This window comes from Devosia sp. (genome assembly GCF_014860165.1).
Taxonomy (GTDB): domain Bacteria; phylum Pseudomonadota; class Alphaproteobacteria; order Rhizobiales; family Devosiaceae; genus Devosia.
In genome coordinates, this window is record NZ_JACZKG010000027.1 from 72881 (window position 1) to 88485 (window position 15605).

The following is a 15605-nucleotide window of genomic DNA, read 5'->3' on the forward strand; positions in this document are numbered from 1 at the left end:
GCGCCGCGCTGGTCGCGGCATATTCGGCGGGACAGTCTGCGCAGTCCGCGCCTCATCGGGTCAGGCGCACTGTGGACAGGTATCGGGAAAACAGGGTGTTGAGGCTTTCGGTGATCTCGCTGGCATCGGTTGCCTGCATGAAATACTCGGACGAGGTCGCGCAGTCTGACAGGGCAATGGGCAGATAGTCATGCCGGGTGATGTTGGCTGGCGCCGAAGGATTGAGTGTGCCGCCCCAGGTCGTCGTCCATCTGCTGCTGGCCATGGTGGCGCCGACCGTGGTGTTATAGCCCCAGTCATAGGTGACGGGCAGATAGGTGGTGTAGACCGTGGCGAAGGTGGCCCCATTGGTCTTGATGGGCTTGCACCAGTCAGGATTGAGCGGCCCGATCTTTCGGCTGTCGGCGGACGGTGGACAGGTGGGGGTGCTCGACCAGATGCAGCCACCCCAATTGGACGTGGTCACCCAGGAACGGCGCGACTGAACCCCGTCCGTAATCATCATTACAAGCTTCAGTGGGCTTGAAGCTGTGGTGCCGTCGCCATTGCTGCCGACCAGCGGCGTCAGGGCATTGAGCGCCACATCAAAGAATGTGCCGTCGGTGGACGAGGCACTGGTCAGATTCTTAGAGGAATTGTTGAGGGTGCTTCTCACGGTCGACATGGAAAAGGTAGGGGCCAATGTCTGTTTCGTGGTGGCCGCAAGCCGGTAGAGACCCACACGGATGCGCGTCCCGGACGGGTCGAGGTCTTCGATGGTGGACAGCACTCCCTCGACGGCATCGAGCAGCACGTCGGACCGCAGGTCCACATTCTTGGGCGTGCTATAGGCGTAGTTCGTCGCGTAATATTTTCCGTTGACCCAGTGTTCGTCGCCGTCGTGGCAGGCGAAGGCGCAGCCGAGGGCGGAGGTCAGCAATGACTGACCACTATTGGTTGCGGCCAGCATCATTGATGCTGATTTGTCGAGCACCAGATAAACATTGAGGTACGAGGTTGCGGGGCCTGCGACCTCGCTCACCACGCCGATCGGCACCGTGTTGATGCCGGCGATCTGCATCAGCGTGGTGTCGACATGGGCGCGCACGGTAGCCCGAATTATCGACCCGACGGTATCGACAGTCACGTCTTCCAGCGAAAACCCTTCAATTCGGGTCTGCGTGCTGAACCACTCGCCGATCACGGTCTCGAGTTCGTCGGGGGAGAGATTATCGATCTTCTTGATGGCTGCGATGAGGGCAATGTCGAGTTCGGTCTGCATCTCCGAATAGGCGCCATAGGCCCGCAGGTAGTCCACGCTGACGCCGGCCCCGACAAGCAACATCGGCAACAGCAAGCCGAATGTCAGTGCGACATTGGCCTCAACATCTCGCAGAAAGGTGTTCAGCCACCTGGGCATAGGTCAGCCGCCTCAGAATCATTGCCCGTTCGTAAACGTTTTCGATCCTCAAGCTAGTGATACATTCCTAAGTGGAAGTTAATTCGTATTTCGCACAAACCCGGCAATGGCGCACTGTGCGCCTGCAGCTAGCTGGGCGGTGCGCCTACTTGTAGATAATGGCGACGCCGGCCGCCTCATCCTGCTGCTGTACCACGACGGCACCCGGAGGGATGGTGACTTCAAGGTTGCCGTAGGCATCCCAGCGGGCGTCGGGGGCATGCGGGCCCTCAAGGGCCAGAAAGCCGGTTGCGTCCCCTTCGAGCGTGCCCCCGGCGGGGATGATCACGGCCTGGGTGTTGAGACCGTCGGCGCCGCAATCGCGGGTGAAGACCACCATCGTCCGGCTGCCATTGGGCGAATCCAGCTGGCTCACCTGTATATTGGCGCATTCCGGCACGAGGCCCGTGAGCCACCAGAGCACGCCGCCAACCAGGGCGACTGGAATGACCGTGAGGGCGACCAGGCTGCGGGTGCGAGCGTTCAAGATCGTGATCCTGGCCTGCTGTGGAAAAGTTCGCGGGCCGTGACTCGCAGCCCTTGAATGCTTACTTAACACCCCATGCGCTTTTCCGATCAATTCCTCGACGAAATCCGCCAGCGCCTGCCGATCACGCAGGTGGTGGGCGAGCACGTCATATGGGATAAGCGCAAGAGCCAGCCCGGCAAGGGCGATATGTGGGCCTGCTGTCCGTTCCACGGCGAAAAAAGCCCGAGCTTTCACGCCGATGACCGGCGCGGCATCTATCATTGCTTCGGCTGCGGCGTATCGGGCGATCACTTCCGCTTCCTGACCGAGAAGGCAGGGATGAGCTTCCCCGAGGCGGTGGAAAAGCTCGCCGGCATGGCCGGGGTGCCGATGCCGGCGCGAGACGAACGGGCCGAGAAGCGCGAAGCCGAGCGCAAGAGCCTAATCGACGTCATGGAACTGGCCACCAAGTATTTCGAGGCGGCGCTGAGCCATAATATCGGCGCGCGGGCGCGGGGCTACCTGCTGGAGCGGGGCGTTTCGGCGCAGAGCCAGACGCGGTTCCGCATCGGCTTCGCCCCGGACAGCCGCAACGGGCTCAAGGAGCATTTGGCAGCCAATGGCGTCTCGGCACAGGACATGATCGATACGGGGCTGGTGGCCAGCCGCGAGGACGATCCCCTGACCTATGACCGCTTCCGCAACCGCGTGATGTTCCCGATCATGGATTTTCGCGGTCGCGTCATTGCCTTTGGCGGGCGGGCCATGTCGGCGGACGTGCCGGCGAAATACCTCAATTCGCCCGAGACCGAGCTCTTCAGCAAGCGGCGGACGCTCTACAATGGCCAGACGGCCCGGCAGGCGGCGCGTGATGGCGGTACGGTCGTGGTGGTTGAGGGTTATCTCGACGTGATAGCGGCCGTGGCCGCTGGATTTGAGGGCACCGTGGCGCCGCTGGGCACGGCGCTGACCGAGGAACACCTGCAACTGCTCTGGCAGATGAGTCCTGATCCGGTGCTGTGCTTTGATGGCGACAAGGCCGGTCTCAAGGCTGCCGAGCGCGCGGCCGACCTCGTCATGCCGCATCTCAAGCCCGGCTTTACGGTGCGCATTGCCACTCTGCCGGAGGGGCAGGACCCCGATGACCTGATCAAGGCGCAGGGCAGGGGTGCGTTTGCCGACGTGATTGAGCGGGCGCGAAGCCTATCGGACGTGATCTGGAGCATGGAAACCGGCGGGCTGGTGCCAGAGACGCCGGAGGCGCGCGCGGCGCTGCAGGCGCGGCTGCGGGAGCGTGCAAACAGCATCCAGGACAGCTCGGTGCGCTTCCACTACGCCCAGGCCTTCGACGAGAAACTGCGGGCCTTTCTTGCGCCAGTGCGGCAGAACCGGTTCGAGCCGCGTGGCGGGCAGCAGCGCTATGGACAGAGCGGCGCCTATGGCTATCCGGGGCGGGGCACGCCGAGGCTCGTGGTCAGCGATACCCTGCGCAATTCCCGGCTGCTCAAGCCCGGATCGATGGCCGAGGCAACGCCACGCGAAGCGGCGATCATCCTCAGCCTGGTCAACCACCCGGCACTGGTGGAGGACAAGTTCGAGACGCTTGCGGCGCTGGATTTCGATACGCCCAGTGCACAAAAAGTGATGAGCGAAATCCTCAGCCTCGTCGTGCGCCACCATGACATCTCCGCCGACGATCTCAAGGCGGCCCTCGGCGTGCGCGGACATGGTCCGGCGCTCGACAAAATGAGCGACGTCCTCAGCCGGCAGGGTGTGTGGCAGATCGCCTCGGAAATCGCTTTGGTCGATGCCGAGACCGGATTAAGTCACGCCTTGGCCTTGCATAACAAGAAAGTTCAGCTAAATAGGGAACTCAAGGCAGCCGAAGCGGCGCTGGGCGAAGACCCAAGCGAAGAAACCTTTGAAAGGCTGCGGGACATCAAGAACCAGATTACCACTGTCGATGGCACCGAGGCATTGATCGAAGGATTTGGTTCGCTATCGGGACGCGCGACACGCAGCTTCTAGAGGGACTCTGGAAGTCGGCGGGTACGCGCGATTTTGCATATGGCGATATGTGAATTCAGCCGAGGCGAACCATGGCCGCATCCAGGCGTTAACGCCTGAGTGACCAAACCTTTACCTTGCCTTGAGGTGTCACCACTTAAGCCTTACCCGGACCCGGGCGCTCACGGGTCCGACGGAGTACCACATGGCCACCAAGGCAGCACCAAAGACCACCAAGGAAACCGAGAAGCCGGAAGCCGGCGCCCCCGAGGCGACGAATGACTCCCCGCTGCTCGACCTTTCCGACGCCGCCGTAAAGAAGCTCATCAAGGTCGCCAAGAAGCGCGGCTACGTGACCTATGAAGAGCTGAACGCGGTCATGCCGTCGGATGAAGTGTCGTCCGAACAGATCGAAGATTTCATGTCCATGTTCTCCGACATGGGCATCAACGTCGTTGACGAAGACGAGGTCGAAGAGACCGAAGTCGAGAAGGACGAGGAAGACCAGGGCCAGGAGGTTTCTACCTCCAGCAGCAGCACGGCTGTCTCCACCACGTCGAACACCAAGGCCGGCGCGGACCGCACGGACGACCCGGTGCGGATGTATCTGCGCGAGATGGGCTCGGTCGAACTGCTGAGTCGCGAGGGCGAAATCGCCATCGCCAAGCGCATCGAGGCCGGTCGCGAGACGATGATCGAGGGTCTCTGCGAGAGCCCGCTGACTTTCCAGGCGATCATCATCTGGCGCGAGCAGCTCGCCCAGGGCGAAATCCTGCTGCGCGACATCATCGATCTCGAGGCCACCTATGCGGGCCCTGACGCCAAGCAGGCGGCGCCGTCGCCTGATATGGTCAACCTCAACGCCGCCCCCAAGATGGAAACCGTCGTCGAGAAGCCCAAGGCAGCTCCGGCGCCCAAGCGCGCTTCGTCGGGCGAGGATGACGATTATGTTCCCGAGGAGCCGCAGGCGCCCCAGGACCCGGTCGAGGACGACGACGACGAATTCGAGAACGCGCTGTCGCTGTCGGCGATGGAAGCCGAACTCAAGCCACAGGTGGTCGAGACCTTCGATCGCATCGCCAATGCCTATGGGCAGATGCGCGAAATGCAGGACAAGCATGCCGAGGACCGAACGGCCTCGGTGTCCGATGCGGAGGCCAAGAGGCTCGATGTGCTGCGCGGCGAGGTGATCGCCGACGTCAAGTCGCTGTCGCTCAATGCCAGCCGTATCGAGAGCCTGGTCGAGCAGCTCTATGACATCAACAAGCGCCTCGTGAAGCTGGAAGGGCGCCTGCTGCGCCTGGCCGAGAGCTATGGCGTCAAGCGCGAGAAGTTCCTCGAAAGCTACTACGGGCAGGAAGTGAATCCGGCCTGGGAAGAGGGCCTTGCCTCGTTCGAGGGCAAGGGCTGGGGCGAATTCGCCAAGCGCGAAGCCGATACGATCCGCGAAATCCGCAGCGACGTGGCGACGCTGGCGACGGAAACCGGTCTCAACATCGCTGAATACCGCCGCATTGTGCACAAGGTGCAGAAGGGCGAGCGCGAAGCTGCGATCGCCAAGAAGGAAATGGTCGAGGCCAACCTGCGCCTCGTGATCTCCATCGCCAAGAAATACACCAATCGCGGCCTGCAATTCCTGGACCTGATCCAGGAAGGCAATATCGGCCTGATGAAGGCGGTCGATAAGTTCGAATATCGCCGCGGCTACAAGTTCTCGACTTACGCGACCTGGTGGATCCGCCAGGCGATCACCCGCTCGATCGCTGATCAGGCCCGCACCATCCGTATTCCGGTGCACATGATCGAGACGATCAACAAGATCGTCCGGACCAGCCGCCAGATGCTGCACGAAATCGGGCGCGAGCCGACCCCCGAGGAACTCAGCGAAAAGCTGCAGATGCCCTTGGACAAGGTCCGCAAGGTGCTCAAGATCGCCAAGGAACCGATCTCGCTCGAAACCCCGATTGGCGACGAGGAAGATTCGAACCTGGGCGATTTCATCCAGGATGTGAACGCGATCCAGCCGATCGACGCCGCGATCCAGAGCAACCTGCGTGAGACCACGACCCGCGTACTGGCGTCCCTGACCCCGCGCGAGGAGCGTGTGCTGCGCATGCGTTTCGGCATCGGCATGAACACCGATCATACGCTCGAAGAAGTCGGCCAGCAGTTCTCGGTGACCCGCGAACGCATCCGGCAGATCGAAGCCAAGGCCCTGCGCAAGCTCAAGCACCCCAGCAGGAGCCGCAAGCTGCGGAGCTTCCTGGACAACTAGGAGCGGCTGGTCATGGCCGCTCCGCGCCTCAAGGTAACGACCATCCGCGCCATCGTGCCGTTCAAGTTGGTGGTGACGTTTTCCGATCAGTCCTTTGGCACGTTCGATGCCGCTGGCATGATCGGGGAGCGCGGCGAGGGGACGGAGCCGTTGCGGGACCGGCGGTTCTTTGGCACGGTCGAGCTGAAGAATGGTGTGCCGACCTGGCCGAACCATTTTGATATCTCGCCGGGCTGGCTGCGCGAGGAAATGGAGAAACGCGGCGAACTGCAATTGCCGCTGCCGGTCCGCCGCAGGCGCTGACCGGACGACAAGAAAGAGGAGACGACCATGTCGTTCTGGAAGAATTTGTTCGGTGGCGGTTCCTCGAGCGCCGAGCCTGCGGGCGACAAGGTGCTGGGCGAGGAAAGCTACAAGGGCTTCCTCATCAAGGCGATCGAGATGAAGGCCGGTAGCGAGCTACAGCTGGCCGGCACGATCGAGAAGGATATTGGCGGCGAGCTCAGGACCTACCGGTTCGTGCGCGCCGACCGCATGAGTTCACGCGACGACCTGATCGCCCTGGCACTGTCCAAGGGGCGGCAGATCATCGACGAGCAGGGCGAAGGCATCTTCCGCTAAGCCCCGACTAACCCGATTTCTGGCAGGCGCCTGATCTCGCGGACCGAAAGGGTCCGGCGGGACGGGCCTGTCGCACAGGAGAACAGACATGGCCAAGAAACCCACAGCACGCAGCGAATATGTGATGTTCGACGTGATCTACGAAGACGGCAGCCAGCGCTCCAACCGCAAGGTGGATGCAGGCCTGCTGGGCGGGCTCGACGGCGACGAGCCGGCCCGCGAAGCGATCATGGACCAGGATCGCGCCATTGCCGAAAAATCCGGCCTCCCGCCCCTGGCGATCAAGACGATCAGGCGCTCGGGCAAGTAGCACCATGAGCGACGACCTGCAGCTTGGCCGGGATGTGCGGGCGCCGGACCGCCCGGAGGATGCCGTGCTCGACCCGGTGCCCAATCCGCATCCGGACGTGAATTACGTTGCCCGCTATGTGGCGCCCGAATTCACTTCGTTGTGCCCCGTTACCGGCCAGCCCGATTTTGCCCACTTGGTCATCGACTACGTGCCTGACCAGTGGCTGGTGGAGTCGAAGTCGCTGAAGCTCTACCTCACCTCGTTCCGCAATCATGGGGCCTTCCACGAAGGCTGCACGATCGATATCGCCAAGAAGATCATTGCAACGATCGCGCCGCGCTGGCTGCGTATCGGCGGCTATTGGTATCCGCGCGGCGGCATTCCCATCGACGTGTTCTGGCAGACGGGCGCGCCGCCGGACGGGGTTTGGCTACCGGACCAGGGCGTTGCGCCCTATCGGGGTCGTGGCTAGGCCAGTGCCTTGTCCACGGCGGGCTTCACCACGGTTCCATAAAGCTCGATAGCCTTCATGACCTTGTCGTGCGGCAGGGTGCCGACGCTCAGCTGCAGACCAAAGCGGTCGTGCTTGAACCACTCATGCTGCATCAGGATCTTGTCGATGATCTCCTGCGGCGACCCCATGAAATAGGCGCCCTGCGGGGTTGCACCGGCGTCGAACTGGGCGCGCGTGGTTGGCGGCCAGCCGCGCTCCTGGCCGATGCGGCTCATGGCTGCGCTATGGGCCGGAAAGGCGATGTCGCGGGCGTCCTGACTGTCGGCAGCGATGAAGCCATGTGAACTGATGCCGACGGGCAGCGATTTGGGGTCGCGACCGACCTTTTCGGCCGTTTCGCGATAGAACTGCACCAGTGGCGCGAACTGCCTGGGCTGGCCGCCGATGATGGCGATCATCAGGGGCAGGCCATAATAGGCGGCGCGGGCAACCGAATTAGGCGTGCCGCCCACGGCGATCCAGATCGGCAGCGGGTCCTGCACCGGCTTGGGATAGATTTCGAGACCGGGAATGGGCCTGGTATGGGCGCTGCCGGGCCAGGCGACCTTACCGCCCTCCCTGATCTTGAGCAGCATTTCGAGCTTCTCCTCGAACAGGCTGTCATAATCATCGAGGTCGTAGCCGAAGAGCGGGAAGCTCTCGATGAACGAGCCCCGACCAGCCATGATCTCGGCACGGCCATTGCTCAGCAGATCCAGCGTCGAAAACTGCTGCCAGACGCGGATCGGATCGTCCGAGCTCAGCACGGTCACTGCGGTCGAGAGCCGGATGGTCCTGGTCCGGGCGGCAGCGGTGGCCAGAATGGTCACCGGGGCGGAGGCGACGAAATCGGGCCGGTGGTGCTCGCCCAGGCCATAGAAGGCGAGCCCGAGCTGATCGGCCAGTTCGACCTCCTCCAGCAGATCGCGGAGCCGTTCGGACGGACTTTGCAGCGTGCCGCCATTGAGCGGGTCGGGCGTGTTTTCGGCGAAGGAATAGAGTCCGAGTTCCATCTGGATAGCTCCTGTTGGATCACAGATGGCTTGCCGGACGGATGCGATCAAGAACGCACATGGGTGTAACCGCGCGCCGTCAGCGCGCGGTTCGTGCAACGGTCAGACGTTGCTGCCAGATGGCGTGTAGGCGAAGGGCGGGACTGGGGCAGCGGTCGGCGCAGGAGCATGCTCACCCGCGGCCTTGTGGATTTCGACAACCAGTGCCGGGGCGAGGTTGAGCTTGCTGGCCAGCGCATCGAGGTAGGCGCGCTCCGAGGCGGTATCGGCGGTGATGGCGACCAGCGAGGCGGCGTAGATTTCGGTGGCGTGCTCGGGGGTGTCGGCGCGGGCCACGACGGCGTTGATGTCGAGCGGGGTCGAGAGTTCGTCGAACACCCAGGCTTTCTCCTCGGCGGAGAGGTTCATCGTCTCCAGCTTGCCGAAGATGGCTTCCTTCTCGTCCGCATCGATGCGTCCGTCGGCCTTGGCGGCAGCGATCATGGCGCGGACCAGCGATTTTCCGAGTTCCTCCTGGCCGCGGGTGTCGCTGGCTGCGGGGATGAAGGCGTCATGGCCGGGCATCGACGCGGCGCCCTGCTGGTTCCGCTGGTAGTTCTGCCAGGCATTGTAGGCGAGGCCACCCACGGCAGCGACGGCGCCGATCTTGACCGCGTTGCCGGCCAGCTTGCCCAAGCCACCGCCGCTGAGCAGCATGCCTGCGGCCAGACCTGCTGCGCCCGTCATGGCGGTGCGCCGGGTGTTGGGATCCGTCTGGAGGGCTTTGACGATCTGGTCGATGTTGAACATGGGTTCTCCCTTCAATATGTCGACTTGGCAGATGGGAACGCACGACGGATGGCGCAAGGGAACCTAGCCAAGACGTAATGTCGCGTCACAAAAAGCAAGACCCCGGCGGGGCGGCCGGGGTCTCCTTCGGTGTCATCAGAGGGAGGGCTGATGACATTGGGAAGTCAGACTACGCGTCGCTTAAGTGGCGGGCGTCGTAGCTGGTTCCGTGGCCGGGGCCGGCTCGGCAGCAGGAGCCGCCTCAGTCGCCGGAGCCTCGACGGCCGGGGCTTCCGTAGCCGGAGCCGCGTCAGTAGCCGGGGCCTCGGTCATCGGGGCAGCGTCAGCCGGAGCCGCAGGGGCTTCAGTCATCGGGGCCGGAGCCATGGCTGGATCGGCCGGAGCCTCGGTCGTTGCCGGGACGCCATTGACGTCAACCGTGGTCGACGGGCCAGAATTGGCCGAGAAGACAAGGTAGCCGATGGCCAGCAGGGCCAAGGCGACGATGATGCCGACAAACCAGCCGGTGCCGCTGCTTTCGCGGGTGTAGACAGTGCGGTTGGTGTCGTTGTTGTAAACGGTATCGCGTTCAGGGATAGCCATGATGTCGCTCCTTTGTTTCACCGTATGGCAAAGAAACGCGGGCTTTTTGTTTTCGTTCCCGAATGCGTGATCACTCTATGTGCGCATTATGCGGCGAATAATTATGCTTTTGATTCAAGAGATTGCCGACGAGTGGCGGTCGTAAAAAGTCGGCTCGGCCAGCCTTGCCGACAAGAAAACTTCACAAATCGGGCTCTTTGCCCTTGCCCGGCTTCCTGGAAATGCGGTCGATCAGCGCCAGGAACAGCGCCGAGACGATGAAGGTCAGGTGGAGCAGGGTGTACCACATGATCTGGTTGTCGGTGTATTGCGGCACGTTGAGGAAGATCTGCAGCAGGTGAATCGAGGAGATCGCGACGATGGTCGAGGCCACCTTGATCTTGAGCGAGCCGGCATCGATCTGCCCGAGCCAGTGTACGTCATCCTCATTGTCGAAGCGCGACACGAAATTCTCGTAACCCGAGATGATGACCATGACGACCAGGCTGGCAATGAGCGCGGCGTCGATCAGCCCCAGCACCTTGAGAATGGTCTCGGTCTCACCCATGCCGATCATGTGGGTGGCGAAATCCCAGAGCTTGAAACCGAAAGTGATGGCATAGAGCGCCAGCGCAAGGCCAAGGCCGATATAGAAGGCCACCAGCAGCCAGCGGGACGCCAGGATGACGCTCTCGACGAAGATTTCCAGCCGCTTCATGGGACGCTCCAGCCTTTGGTGCTGCTCAGATAGCAAGTTCTAGGCGTCTGGCAAGGAGGCGCCGACGCATCCGGACAGCAAAAGGCCGGGCGCATGGCCCGGCCTCCTGTTTGATCCTGCCGTTGGTGTTAGTTGCCGGCGACGGTGATCAGCGGCGTGATGCGGCGGATGGTTACGCGACGGTTCTCACGTTCCGCGGCTTCGGTGCGGATCTTGAGGTAGCGCTCGCCATAACCCTGGGTAGCCAGGTTTTCCGGCGGGACACCGTAGAAGTCGGTCAGGATGCGGGCCACGGTGGCAGCGCGCAGGTCCGACAGACCCAGGTTGGAGATTTCCGAGCCGACGGCGTCGGTATGGCCCTCGATCAGGAAGGTCTCGCCCGGATTGCGCTCCAGCAGGGCCAGCATGGCGTTTGCCGTAGCAGACAAGGCTCCCACCTGGTCCCGGCCGATAGTGGCGGCGCCCGTGTCGAAGGTCAGACCACCAACTTCAAGGCGACGCACGCTGTCACGAATACGGGCAGAGCGCTTGACCTCATCGATGGAATAGATGCGGGCAACCTGCTCGACCGGCGGCTGGGCGAAGAAGTCCTCAACCTCGTTCTCGTCGGCATAGCGGGCGTCAAGGATGTAGTCCTCGACGGGGATATCGAGACGCAGCGGCGGCAGATCCTGGCCCGGGTCGCGCCAGATGATCAGATCATCGTTATAGCGGTCATCGAAATAGGCGAGGACATATTCGCGACCATCAGGCGTGATGCGCGAGCGACGCAGCACGTCGCCATTGCTATTGCGCACCGTTATGATCTGAGAGCCGTCCGGGCGCGTGATGACTTCACGGACGCGGCCGTTGCTCAGGTTCTCGTAGTAGATCTCGTCCTGCTCAGGATTGTAGAAGCGATCCGTATCCTGGCCGACCGAGTTGACGATCAACTGGGTCCCAACCTGCAGGATGACCTGGGTGATCAGGTCGCCGGCATTTACGGAGGCCACGGGTGCCTGTTCGACAATCGTGACGTTGTTCTGCTGGCCGATATTGGTCTGGGTGTTGTTGGTGACGTCACCATTGACCGTGTTGTTCGTCACGTTGTTGGTGATGTTGTTGATGTAGTTGTTGATTACCGTCTGGTTGACGGTGGTGTTGTCGGTCGCGGTGACCTCGGTGCCCTGTTCGGCGGCAACGGCTTCCATCGGCTCAGCAGCAAAGGCCCTCAGGTCTTCGGACTGGGCGTCGACATCGCTCTCGGGGAGTGTTTCGAGGGTGACGACCGTAGCTTCCTGCGCCGGCGCGGCGGGAGCGGCATCGGCCGGTGCCGTCGCGTCAGCCGGGGCGGCTGCGGCAGGGTCCACGACCAGCGTGTCTTCCTTGCCCGAGTCGGTCAGCGGGGCGGCCTCGCCGGTCGTGCCTTCAGGCACGGGCTCAGTCGGCATTTCTGTCGCATCGGCCGGCTGATCGGAAGCACGCGGATCGGTCGTCGGCTCGGCAGCCGCCGGCAGGCCGGGGACTGCGGGCAGGGACAGGCCATACTGCGCCAGGCAGGCATCGACGTCGGCAAAGCCCGCCTCAGCGCAAAGCGCGGCGATCTGGGCCTGGGCGTCGGCAATCTGGGCCTGTGCCGCGGTGGCATCACCACCCGCCATCAGGTCGGCAACGGCGGCATTGTAGAGGTCAACCTGCACCTGCAGGTCGGCCGAGATGTCAACTGTAGCGGCAGCGTCGGCTGGCGGAGCGTCAACTGCCGGAGCAGGCTCTTCCGCAGTGACAGCAGGCTGTTCGGCAGGTGCGGGCTCGGCTGGGGCCTGGGCCGCTGCAGCAGCTGCTGCTGCGGCCTCTGCCTCGGCGGCTGCCTGGGCATCCGCAGCAGCCTGGGCTTCGGCGGCCGCCTGTGCGTCAGCGGCGGCCTGAGCTTCGGCAGCAGCCTGGGCATCAGCCGCAGACGCGGAAGCCCAGGCTGCGGCTGCCTGGGCGTCTGCCGCAGCTTGAGCTTCGGCAGCGGCCTGAGCGTCAGCCGCGGCCTGGGCCTCGGCGGCTGCCTGTGCATCTGCTGCTGCTTGAGCCTCAGCGGCGGCCTGAGCTTCGGCTGCGGCTGCTGCTTCCGCTGCGGCTGCGGCGTCGGCATCTGCCTGCGGGTCTGCGGCAGGCGGGGGGGCTGCTTCGCCGGGCGCCGGCGCCGCCGAGACGGCGGCGATGCATTCCTCGAAGGTGGCATAGCCAGCGACGATGCAGAGCTCGGTCAGGCTGGCCTGCGCGGCCTCCAGAGCGGCCGTGTCACCGGATGCCTGGGCGGCTACATAGGCCTGGTAGGCGGCGACGAGGTCGCCGTCCTGGGCACGAACGCTCAGCGGCAACAGGGTCATCAGACCGATGCTGGTGCCGGTCAGGAGCCAATTTCTAAGGCGCATTGTTCTTTTTCCTTATGTCGATAGACATTCGTGCCAAGCATCGCGAGACCAGTCTGAATGGAAACTGAATGGAACTGGTGGCTCGATGTAGCGATGCTAATTCCCCGTAAGCCCAGCAACGCCCGGCCCCAGCGATGGTTCCTGCGATGCGGGCAGATCGAGCGTGGCGGCTCGATCATGGCGCAAGTGCGGCACAATGGTCGGATCCGTCGGCGATGCGCTTGGCCCGCGAGGCGCGAACATGATAGGTCGGGACCATGCAGCAAGCCACCGAGATACTCACCATTCCGACCCAGGGGCAGGGGCTCTATGAATTTACCCCCGCTTTGCGCCAGTTCGTGACCAATGCGGACGTGGCGACCGGGCTATTGACGGTCTTTGTGCGCCACACGTCGTGCTCGCTGCTGATCCAGGAAAATGCCGATGCCGATGTGAAGACCGACCTCGACGGCTTCTTTCGGCGCCTGGTCCCCGAGGGCATGGAGTGGCTGGTCCATACGACTGAGGGACCCGACGACATGCCGGCCCATATCAGGGCGGCGCTGACGCAGACGTCGATCGGCATTCCGATCATCGACGGTCAGCCGGTCTTCGGCACCTGGCAGGGTATCTATGTCTTCGAGCACCGGCGCCGGCCGCATCGCCGCGACGTGGTGCTCCACCTTATCGGAGACCGTTGAATGGACTGGGCGACGCTGGTCGGCTATTGGCCGTTTGTATTTGGGCTGATGGCGACCGGCGTGGTCTCGGGGATCGCTGCGGGGCTGCTGGGCATCGGCGGCGGCGCGATCATCGTGCCGGCGCTGAGCAACGCGCTGTTGCTACTGGGCTATGATGCGGATGTCGTCCAGCATGTGGCCGTGGGCACCTCGCTCGCCATCATCATCCCGACCGGCATCATGAGCGCACGTTCGCATTACAAGCGCGGTGCGCTGGACCTCAAGGTGCTGCGGCTGTGGGCGCCGTTCATCGTCGCCGGCACGTTTATCGGTGGGCTGATGGCGGGGCTGTTTTCCGGCGACGTCTTGCGCATTGTGTTTGCGGTGATGGCTTTCGTGATCGCCGCCAACATCATCTTCGCCTTCCAGACCAGGCTGATGGGTCATCTCAAAGGTTCGGCCGCCACGCATCGCGCTTCGGGGTTCGTCGTCGGCTATATCTCGGCTCTGATGGGGATTGGCGGGGGCTCGCTGACCGTGCCGACGCTGGTGGCGTTTGGCGCCACGATGCACGCGGCCGTAGGCACCTCGGCCGGCATCGGCGTGGCCATCGCGGTCGCGGGGACAGCAGGCTTCCTCATTTCGGGCTGGGGTGCGACGGGCCTGCCGCCGCTGAGCCTGGGCTATATCAACCTGGTGGCTCTGGTGCTGATCGCCGTGCTGGCCGCCGCCTTTGCGCCGCTGGGCGCCGCGGTGGCCCACCGGCTGGACCAGAAGACGCTCAAATATGTCTTCGCGGTATTCCTCGTGCTGGTCGGGTTCAACATGCTGTGGAAGGTGCTGGCCGGCTGAAGGCAAGAAAAGCAAAGGCCCCCGCTTGCGCGAGGGCCTTGCCGCATCAGGTTGGTGGGGACGGGTGACTACGGTATATCCGATCGTCCCCACCGCCCAAGCCCCCTCGAGAGGGGTATGGGAATTGATTACTCGGCGCCGGTGCCCAGTTCCCACTGGACGTTGACGTTGATAGCAAAGGCCAATTCGCCCGCCTGCACGGGGACCGGTGCACTGGCCGCCATGTCCGCCCGTGCGTACATGGGGTAGGGCTGCGGATCATTGAAGGTCTGGCCTTCAGAAATCGACAAAATGTCTTCGAGCGTGCTGCCGGCCGCGGTGGCATAGAGCTCAGCCTTCGCGCGCGCATCGGCGAAGGCGGCCTTGCGGGCCTCGTCATAGAGCTCGGACGGATCGGCCACCGAGAAGCTCACGCCGTTGATGGTATTGGCGCCGACCGTGACCGACTTGTCGAGGATGCTGCCCAGGGTATCGAGCTTGCGCACTGTGACGGTCACGGTGTTGCTGACCTGGTAACCGTTGATCTTGGGCGGCAGGGAATAGCCGTTTGCGTCGCGCTCGTCGGTATAGACGTAGTTCGGATTGACCGAGAAGCCGGAGGTCTGGATGTCGCGTGGCTCGATCCCGGCTGCCTTGAGCTCAGCAATTAGATCGGCCATGGCCGCGGTATTGGCGTCGAGTGCCTCGCGTGCCGTGGCGCCCTGGGTGGTTACGCCCGAATTGATCTGCGCCATATCCGGAGTCGCCATGACTTCGCCGCGACCTTCGATGGTGATGGTGCCGGCATAGGCCGGGAGCGACAGGCTGGCGAGCAGGACGAAAGGCACAAAGGCAGCAAAGCGACGCATGGGACACTCCAATAGGTATCGGGGGGACTACTCCCCATCCATTGCGTCAGTATTGCGGCACAGATGAACCGGAGTTGAACGGGCTGTGGAGATCGGTCATCACCAAAAGTATGACTTTTGAGGCTTGCACTTGAGGGGGACGGTGGGGTAGTCACTGCACTGACATTT

At 63.2% G+C, this 15605-nt stretch carries 16 protein-coding genes; 8 read left to right on the plus strand and 8 right to left on the minus strand.

The genetic code is table 11. The annotated features are described in order from the left end of the window. Window positions 1-52: 52 nt before the first annotated feature. Together IH615_RS06310 and IH615_RS06315 are read right to left on the minus strand one after the other, a co-directional pair. Window positions 53-1399 (minus strand): hypothetical protein, encoded by a 1347-nt coding sequence (locus IH615_RS06310; RefSeq protein ID WP_291360736.1) that lies wholly within the window; start codon window positions 1397-1399, stop codon window positions 53-55. Window positions 1400-1544: 145 nt separating this feature from the next. Beyond that, a complete protein-coding gene (locus IH615_RS06315; protein ID WP_291360738.1) occupies window positions 1545-1925 on the minus strand; it encodes a hypothetical protein in 381 nt (126 codons plus the stop codon). A 75-nt stretch (window positions 1926-2000) separates the two neighbouring features. Here IH615_RS06315 and dnaG point away from each other — a divergent pair, with 75 nt between their 5' ends. From dnaG to queF, 6 genes are all read left to right on the plus strand, one after another. Then, window positions 2001-3935 (plus strand): DNA primase, encoded by a 1935-nt coding sequence (gene dnaG / locus IH615_RS06320; protein ID WP_291360739.1) that lies wholly within the window; start codon window positions 2001-2003, stop codon window positions 3933-3935. A 184-nt stretch (window positions 3936-4119) separates the two neighbouring features. Next, window positions 4120-6189 carry an RNA polymerase sigma factor RpoD gene (gene rpoD, locus IH615_RS06325; RefSeq protein WP_291360741.1) on the plus strand — a complete coding sequence of 690 codons (2070 nt, stop codon included), beginning with the start codon at window positions 4120-4122 and terminating at the stop codon, window positions 6187-6189. Between the two features lie 12 nt (window positions 6190-6201). After that, the gene (locus IH615_RS06330; protein ID WP_291360743.1) at window positions 6202-6492 is read left to right on the plus strand and encodes a DUF2442 domain-containing protein; all 291 of its coding nucleotides are present in this window, start codon (window positions 6202-6204) and stop codon (window positions 6490-6492) included. A gap of 27 nt (window positions 6493-6519) precedes the next feature. Next, window positions 6520-6810, plus strand: coding sequence for an HlyU family transcriptional regulator (locus tag IH615_RS06335; protein WP_291360744.1), 291 nt, complete (start codon window positions 6520-6522; stop codon window positions 6808-6810). An 88-nt stretch (window positions 6811-6898) separates the two neighbouring features. Beyond that, window positions 6899-7120: a hypothetical protein gene (locus IH615_RS06340; RefSeq protein ID WP_291360746.1), complete on the plus strand. Its 222-nt coding sequence runs from the start codon at window positions 6899-6901 to the stop codon at window positions 7118-7120. Window positions 7121-7124: 4 nt separating this feature from the next. Beyond that, entirely contained in the window at window positions 7125-7574 is a 450-nt protein-coding gene (gene queF / locus IH615_RS06345) for a preQ(1) synthase (protein WP_291360748.1), read from the plus strand. Here queF and IH615_RS06350 read toward each other — a convergent pair. The 5 genes from IH615_RS06350 to IH615_RS06370 all read right to left on the minus strand — a co-directional run bounded on the left by IH615_RS06350 (window position 7571) and on the right by IH615_RS06370 (window position 13078). Then, window positions 7571-8608, minus strand: coding sequence for an LLM class flavin-dependent oxidoreductase (locus tag IH615_RS06350; protein ID WP_291360749.1), 1038 nt, complete (start codon window positions 8606-8608; stop codon window positions 7571-7573). The genes queF and IH615_RS06350 overlap by 4 nt on opposite strands. Window positions 8609-8710: 102 nt before the next feature. After that, the gene (locus IH615_RS06355; RefSeq protein WP_291360751.1) at window positions 8711-9397 is read right to left on the minus strand and encodes a tellurite resistance TerB family protein; all 687 of its coding nucleotides are present in this window, start codon (window positions 9395-9397) and stop codon (window positions 8711-8713) included. 180 nt (window positions 9398-9577) lie between these two features. Beyond that, entirely contained in the window at window positions 9578-9979 is a 402-nt protein-coding gene (locus IH615_RS06360; protein WP_291360753.1) for a hypothetical protein, read from the minus strand. A 181-nt stretch (window positions 9980-10160) separates the two neighbouring features. Then, on the minus strand, window positions 10161-10676 hold the full coding sequence (locus IH615_RS06365; RefSeq protein WP_291360754.1) for a TIGR00645 family protein: 516 nt from the start codon (window positions 10674-10676) through the stop codon (window positions 10161-10163). A gap of 128 nt (window positions 10677-10804) precedes the next feature. Further along, entirely contained in the window at window positions 10805-13078 is a 2274-nt protein-coding gene (locus IH615_RS06370) for an OmpA family protein (RefSeq protein WP_291360755.1), read from the minus strand. Window positions 13079-13335: 257 nt separating this feature from the next. Between IH615_RS06370 and IH615_RS06375 the strand changes: the two genes are divergently transcribed. Then, entirely contained in the window at window positions 13336-13758 is a 423-nt protein-coding gene (locus IH615_RS06375; RefSeq protein ID WP_291360757.1) for a secondary thiamine-phosphate synthase enzyme YjbQ, read from the plus strand. Continuing rightward, the gene (locus IH615_RS06380) at window positions 13759-14589 is read left to right on the plus strand and encodes a sulfite exporter TauE/SafE family protein (protein ID WP_291360758.1); all 831 of its coding nucleotides are present in this window, start codon (window positions 13759-13761) and stop codon (window positions 14587-14589) included. Between the two features lie 128 nt (window positions 14590-14717). On the opposite strand, the gene IH615_RS06385 is transcribed toward IH615_RS06380, so the two are convergent. Next, the gene (locus IH615_RS06385; RefSeq protein ID WP_291360760.1) at window positions 14718-15437 is read right to left on the minus strand and encodes an SIMPL domain-containing protein; all 720 of its coding nucleotides are present in this window, start codon (window positions 15435-15437) and stop codon (window positions 14718-14720) included. Window positions 15438-15605 lie beyond the last annotated feature (168 nt).

Excerpts from the sequence above, each read along its gene's own strand:
- IH615_RS06310 (WP_291360736.1), bottom strand. The coding sequence starts at position 1,399 with ATGCCCAGGTGGCTGAACACCTTTCTGCGAGATGTTGAGGCCAATGTC.
- dnaG (WP_291360739.1), top strand. The coding sequence starts at position 2,001 with ATGCGCTTTTCCGATCAATTCCTCGACGAAATCCGCCAGCGCCTGCCG.
- rpoD (WP_291360741.1), top strand. The coding sequence starts at position 4,120 with ATGGCCACCAAGGCAGCACCAAAGACCACCAAGGAAACCGAGAAGCCG.
- IH615_RS06330 (WP_291360743.1), top strand. The coding sequence starts at position 6,202 with ATGGCCGCTCCGCGCCTCAAGGTAACGACCATCCGCGCCATCGTGCCG.
- IH615_RS06335 (WP_291360744.1), top strand. The coding sequence starts at position 6,520 with ATGTCGTTCTGGAAGAATTTGTTCGGTGGCGGTTCCTCGAGCGCCGAG.
- IH615_RS06340 (WP_291360746.1), top strand. The coding sequence starts at position 6,899 with ATGGCCAAGAAACCCACAGCACGCAGCGAATATGTGATGTTCGACGTG.
- queF (WP_291360748.1), top strand. The coding sequence starts at position 7,125 with ATGAGCGACGACCTGCAGCTTGGCCGGGATGTGCGGGCGCCGGACCGC.
- IH615_RS06350 (WP_291360749.1), bottom strand. The coding sequence starts at position 8,608 with ATGGAACTCGGACTCTATTCCTTCGCCGAAAACACGCCCGACCCGCTC.
- IH615_RS06355 (WP_291360751.1), bottom strand. The coding sequence starts at position 9,397 with ATGTTCAACATCGACCAGATCGTCAAAGCCCTCCAGACGGATCCCAAC.
- IH615_RS06360 (WP_291360753.1), bottom strand. The coding sequence starts at position 9,979 with ATGGCTATCCCTGAACGCGATACCGTTTACAACAACGACACCAACCGC.
- IH615_RS06365 (WP_291360754.1), bottom strand. The coding sequence starts at position 10,676 with ATGAAGCGGCTGGAAATCTTCGTCGAGAGCGTCATCCTGGCGTCCCGC.
- IH615_RS06370 (WP_291360755.1), bottom strand. The coding sequence starts at position 13,078 with ATGCGCCTTAGAAATTGGCTCCTGACCGGCACCAGCATCGGTCTGATG.
- IH615_RS06375 (WP_291360757.1), top strand. The coding sequence starts at position 13,336 with ATGCAGCAAGCCACCGAGATACTCACCATTCCGACCCAGGGGCAGGGG.
- IH615_RS06380 (WP_291360758.1), top strand. The coding sequence starts at position 13,759 with ATGGACTGGGCGACGCTGGTCGGCTATTGGCCGTTTGTATTTGGGCTG.
- IH615_RS06385 (WP_291360760.1), bottom strand. The coding sequence starts at position 15,437 with ATGCGTCGCTTTGCTGCCTTTGTGCCTTTCGTCCTGCTCGCCAGCCTG.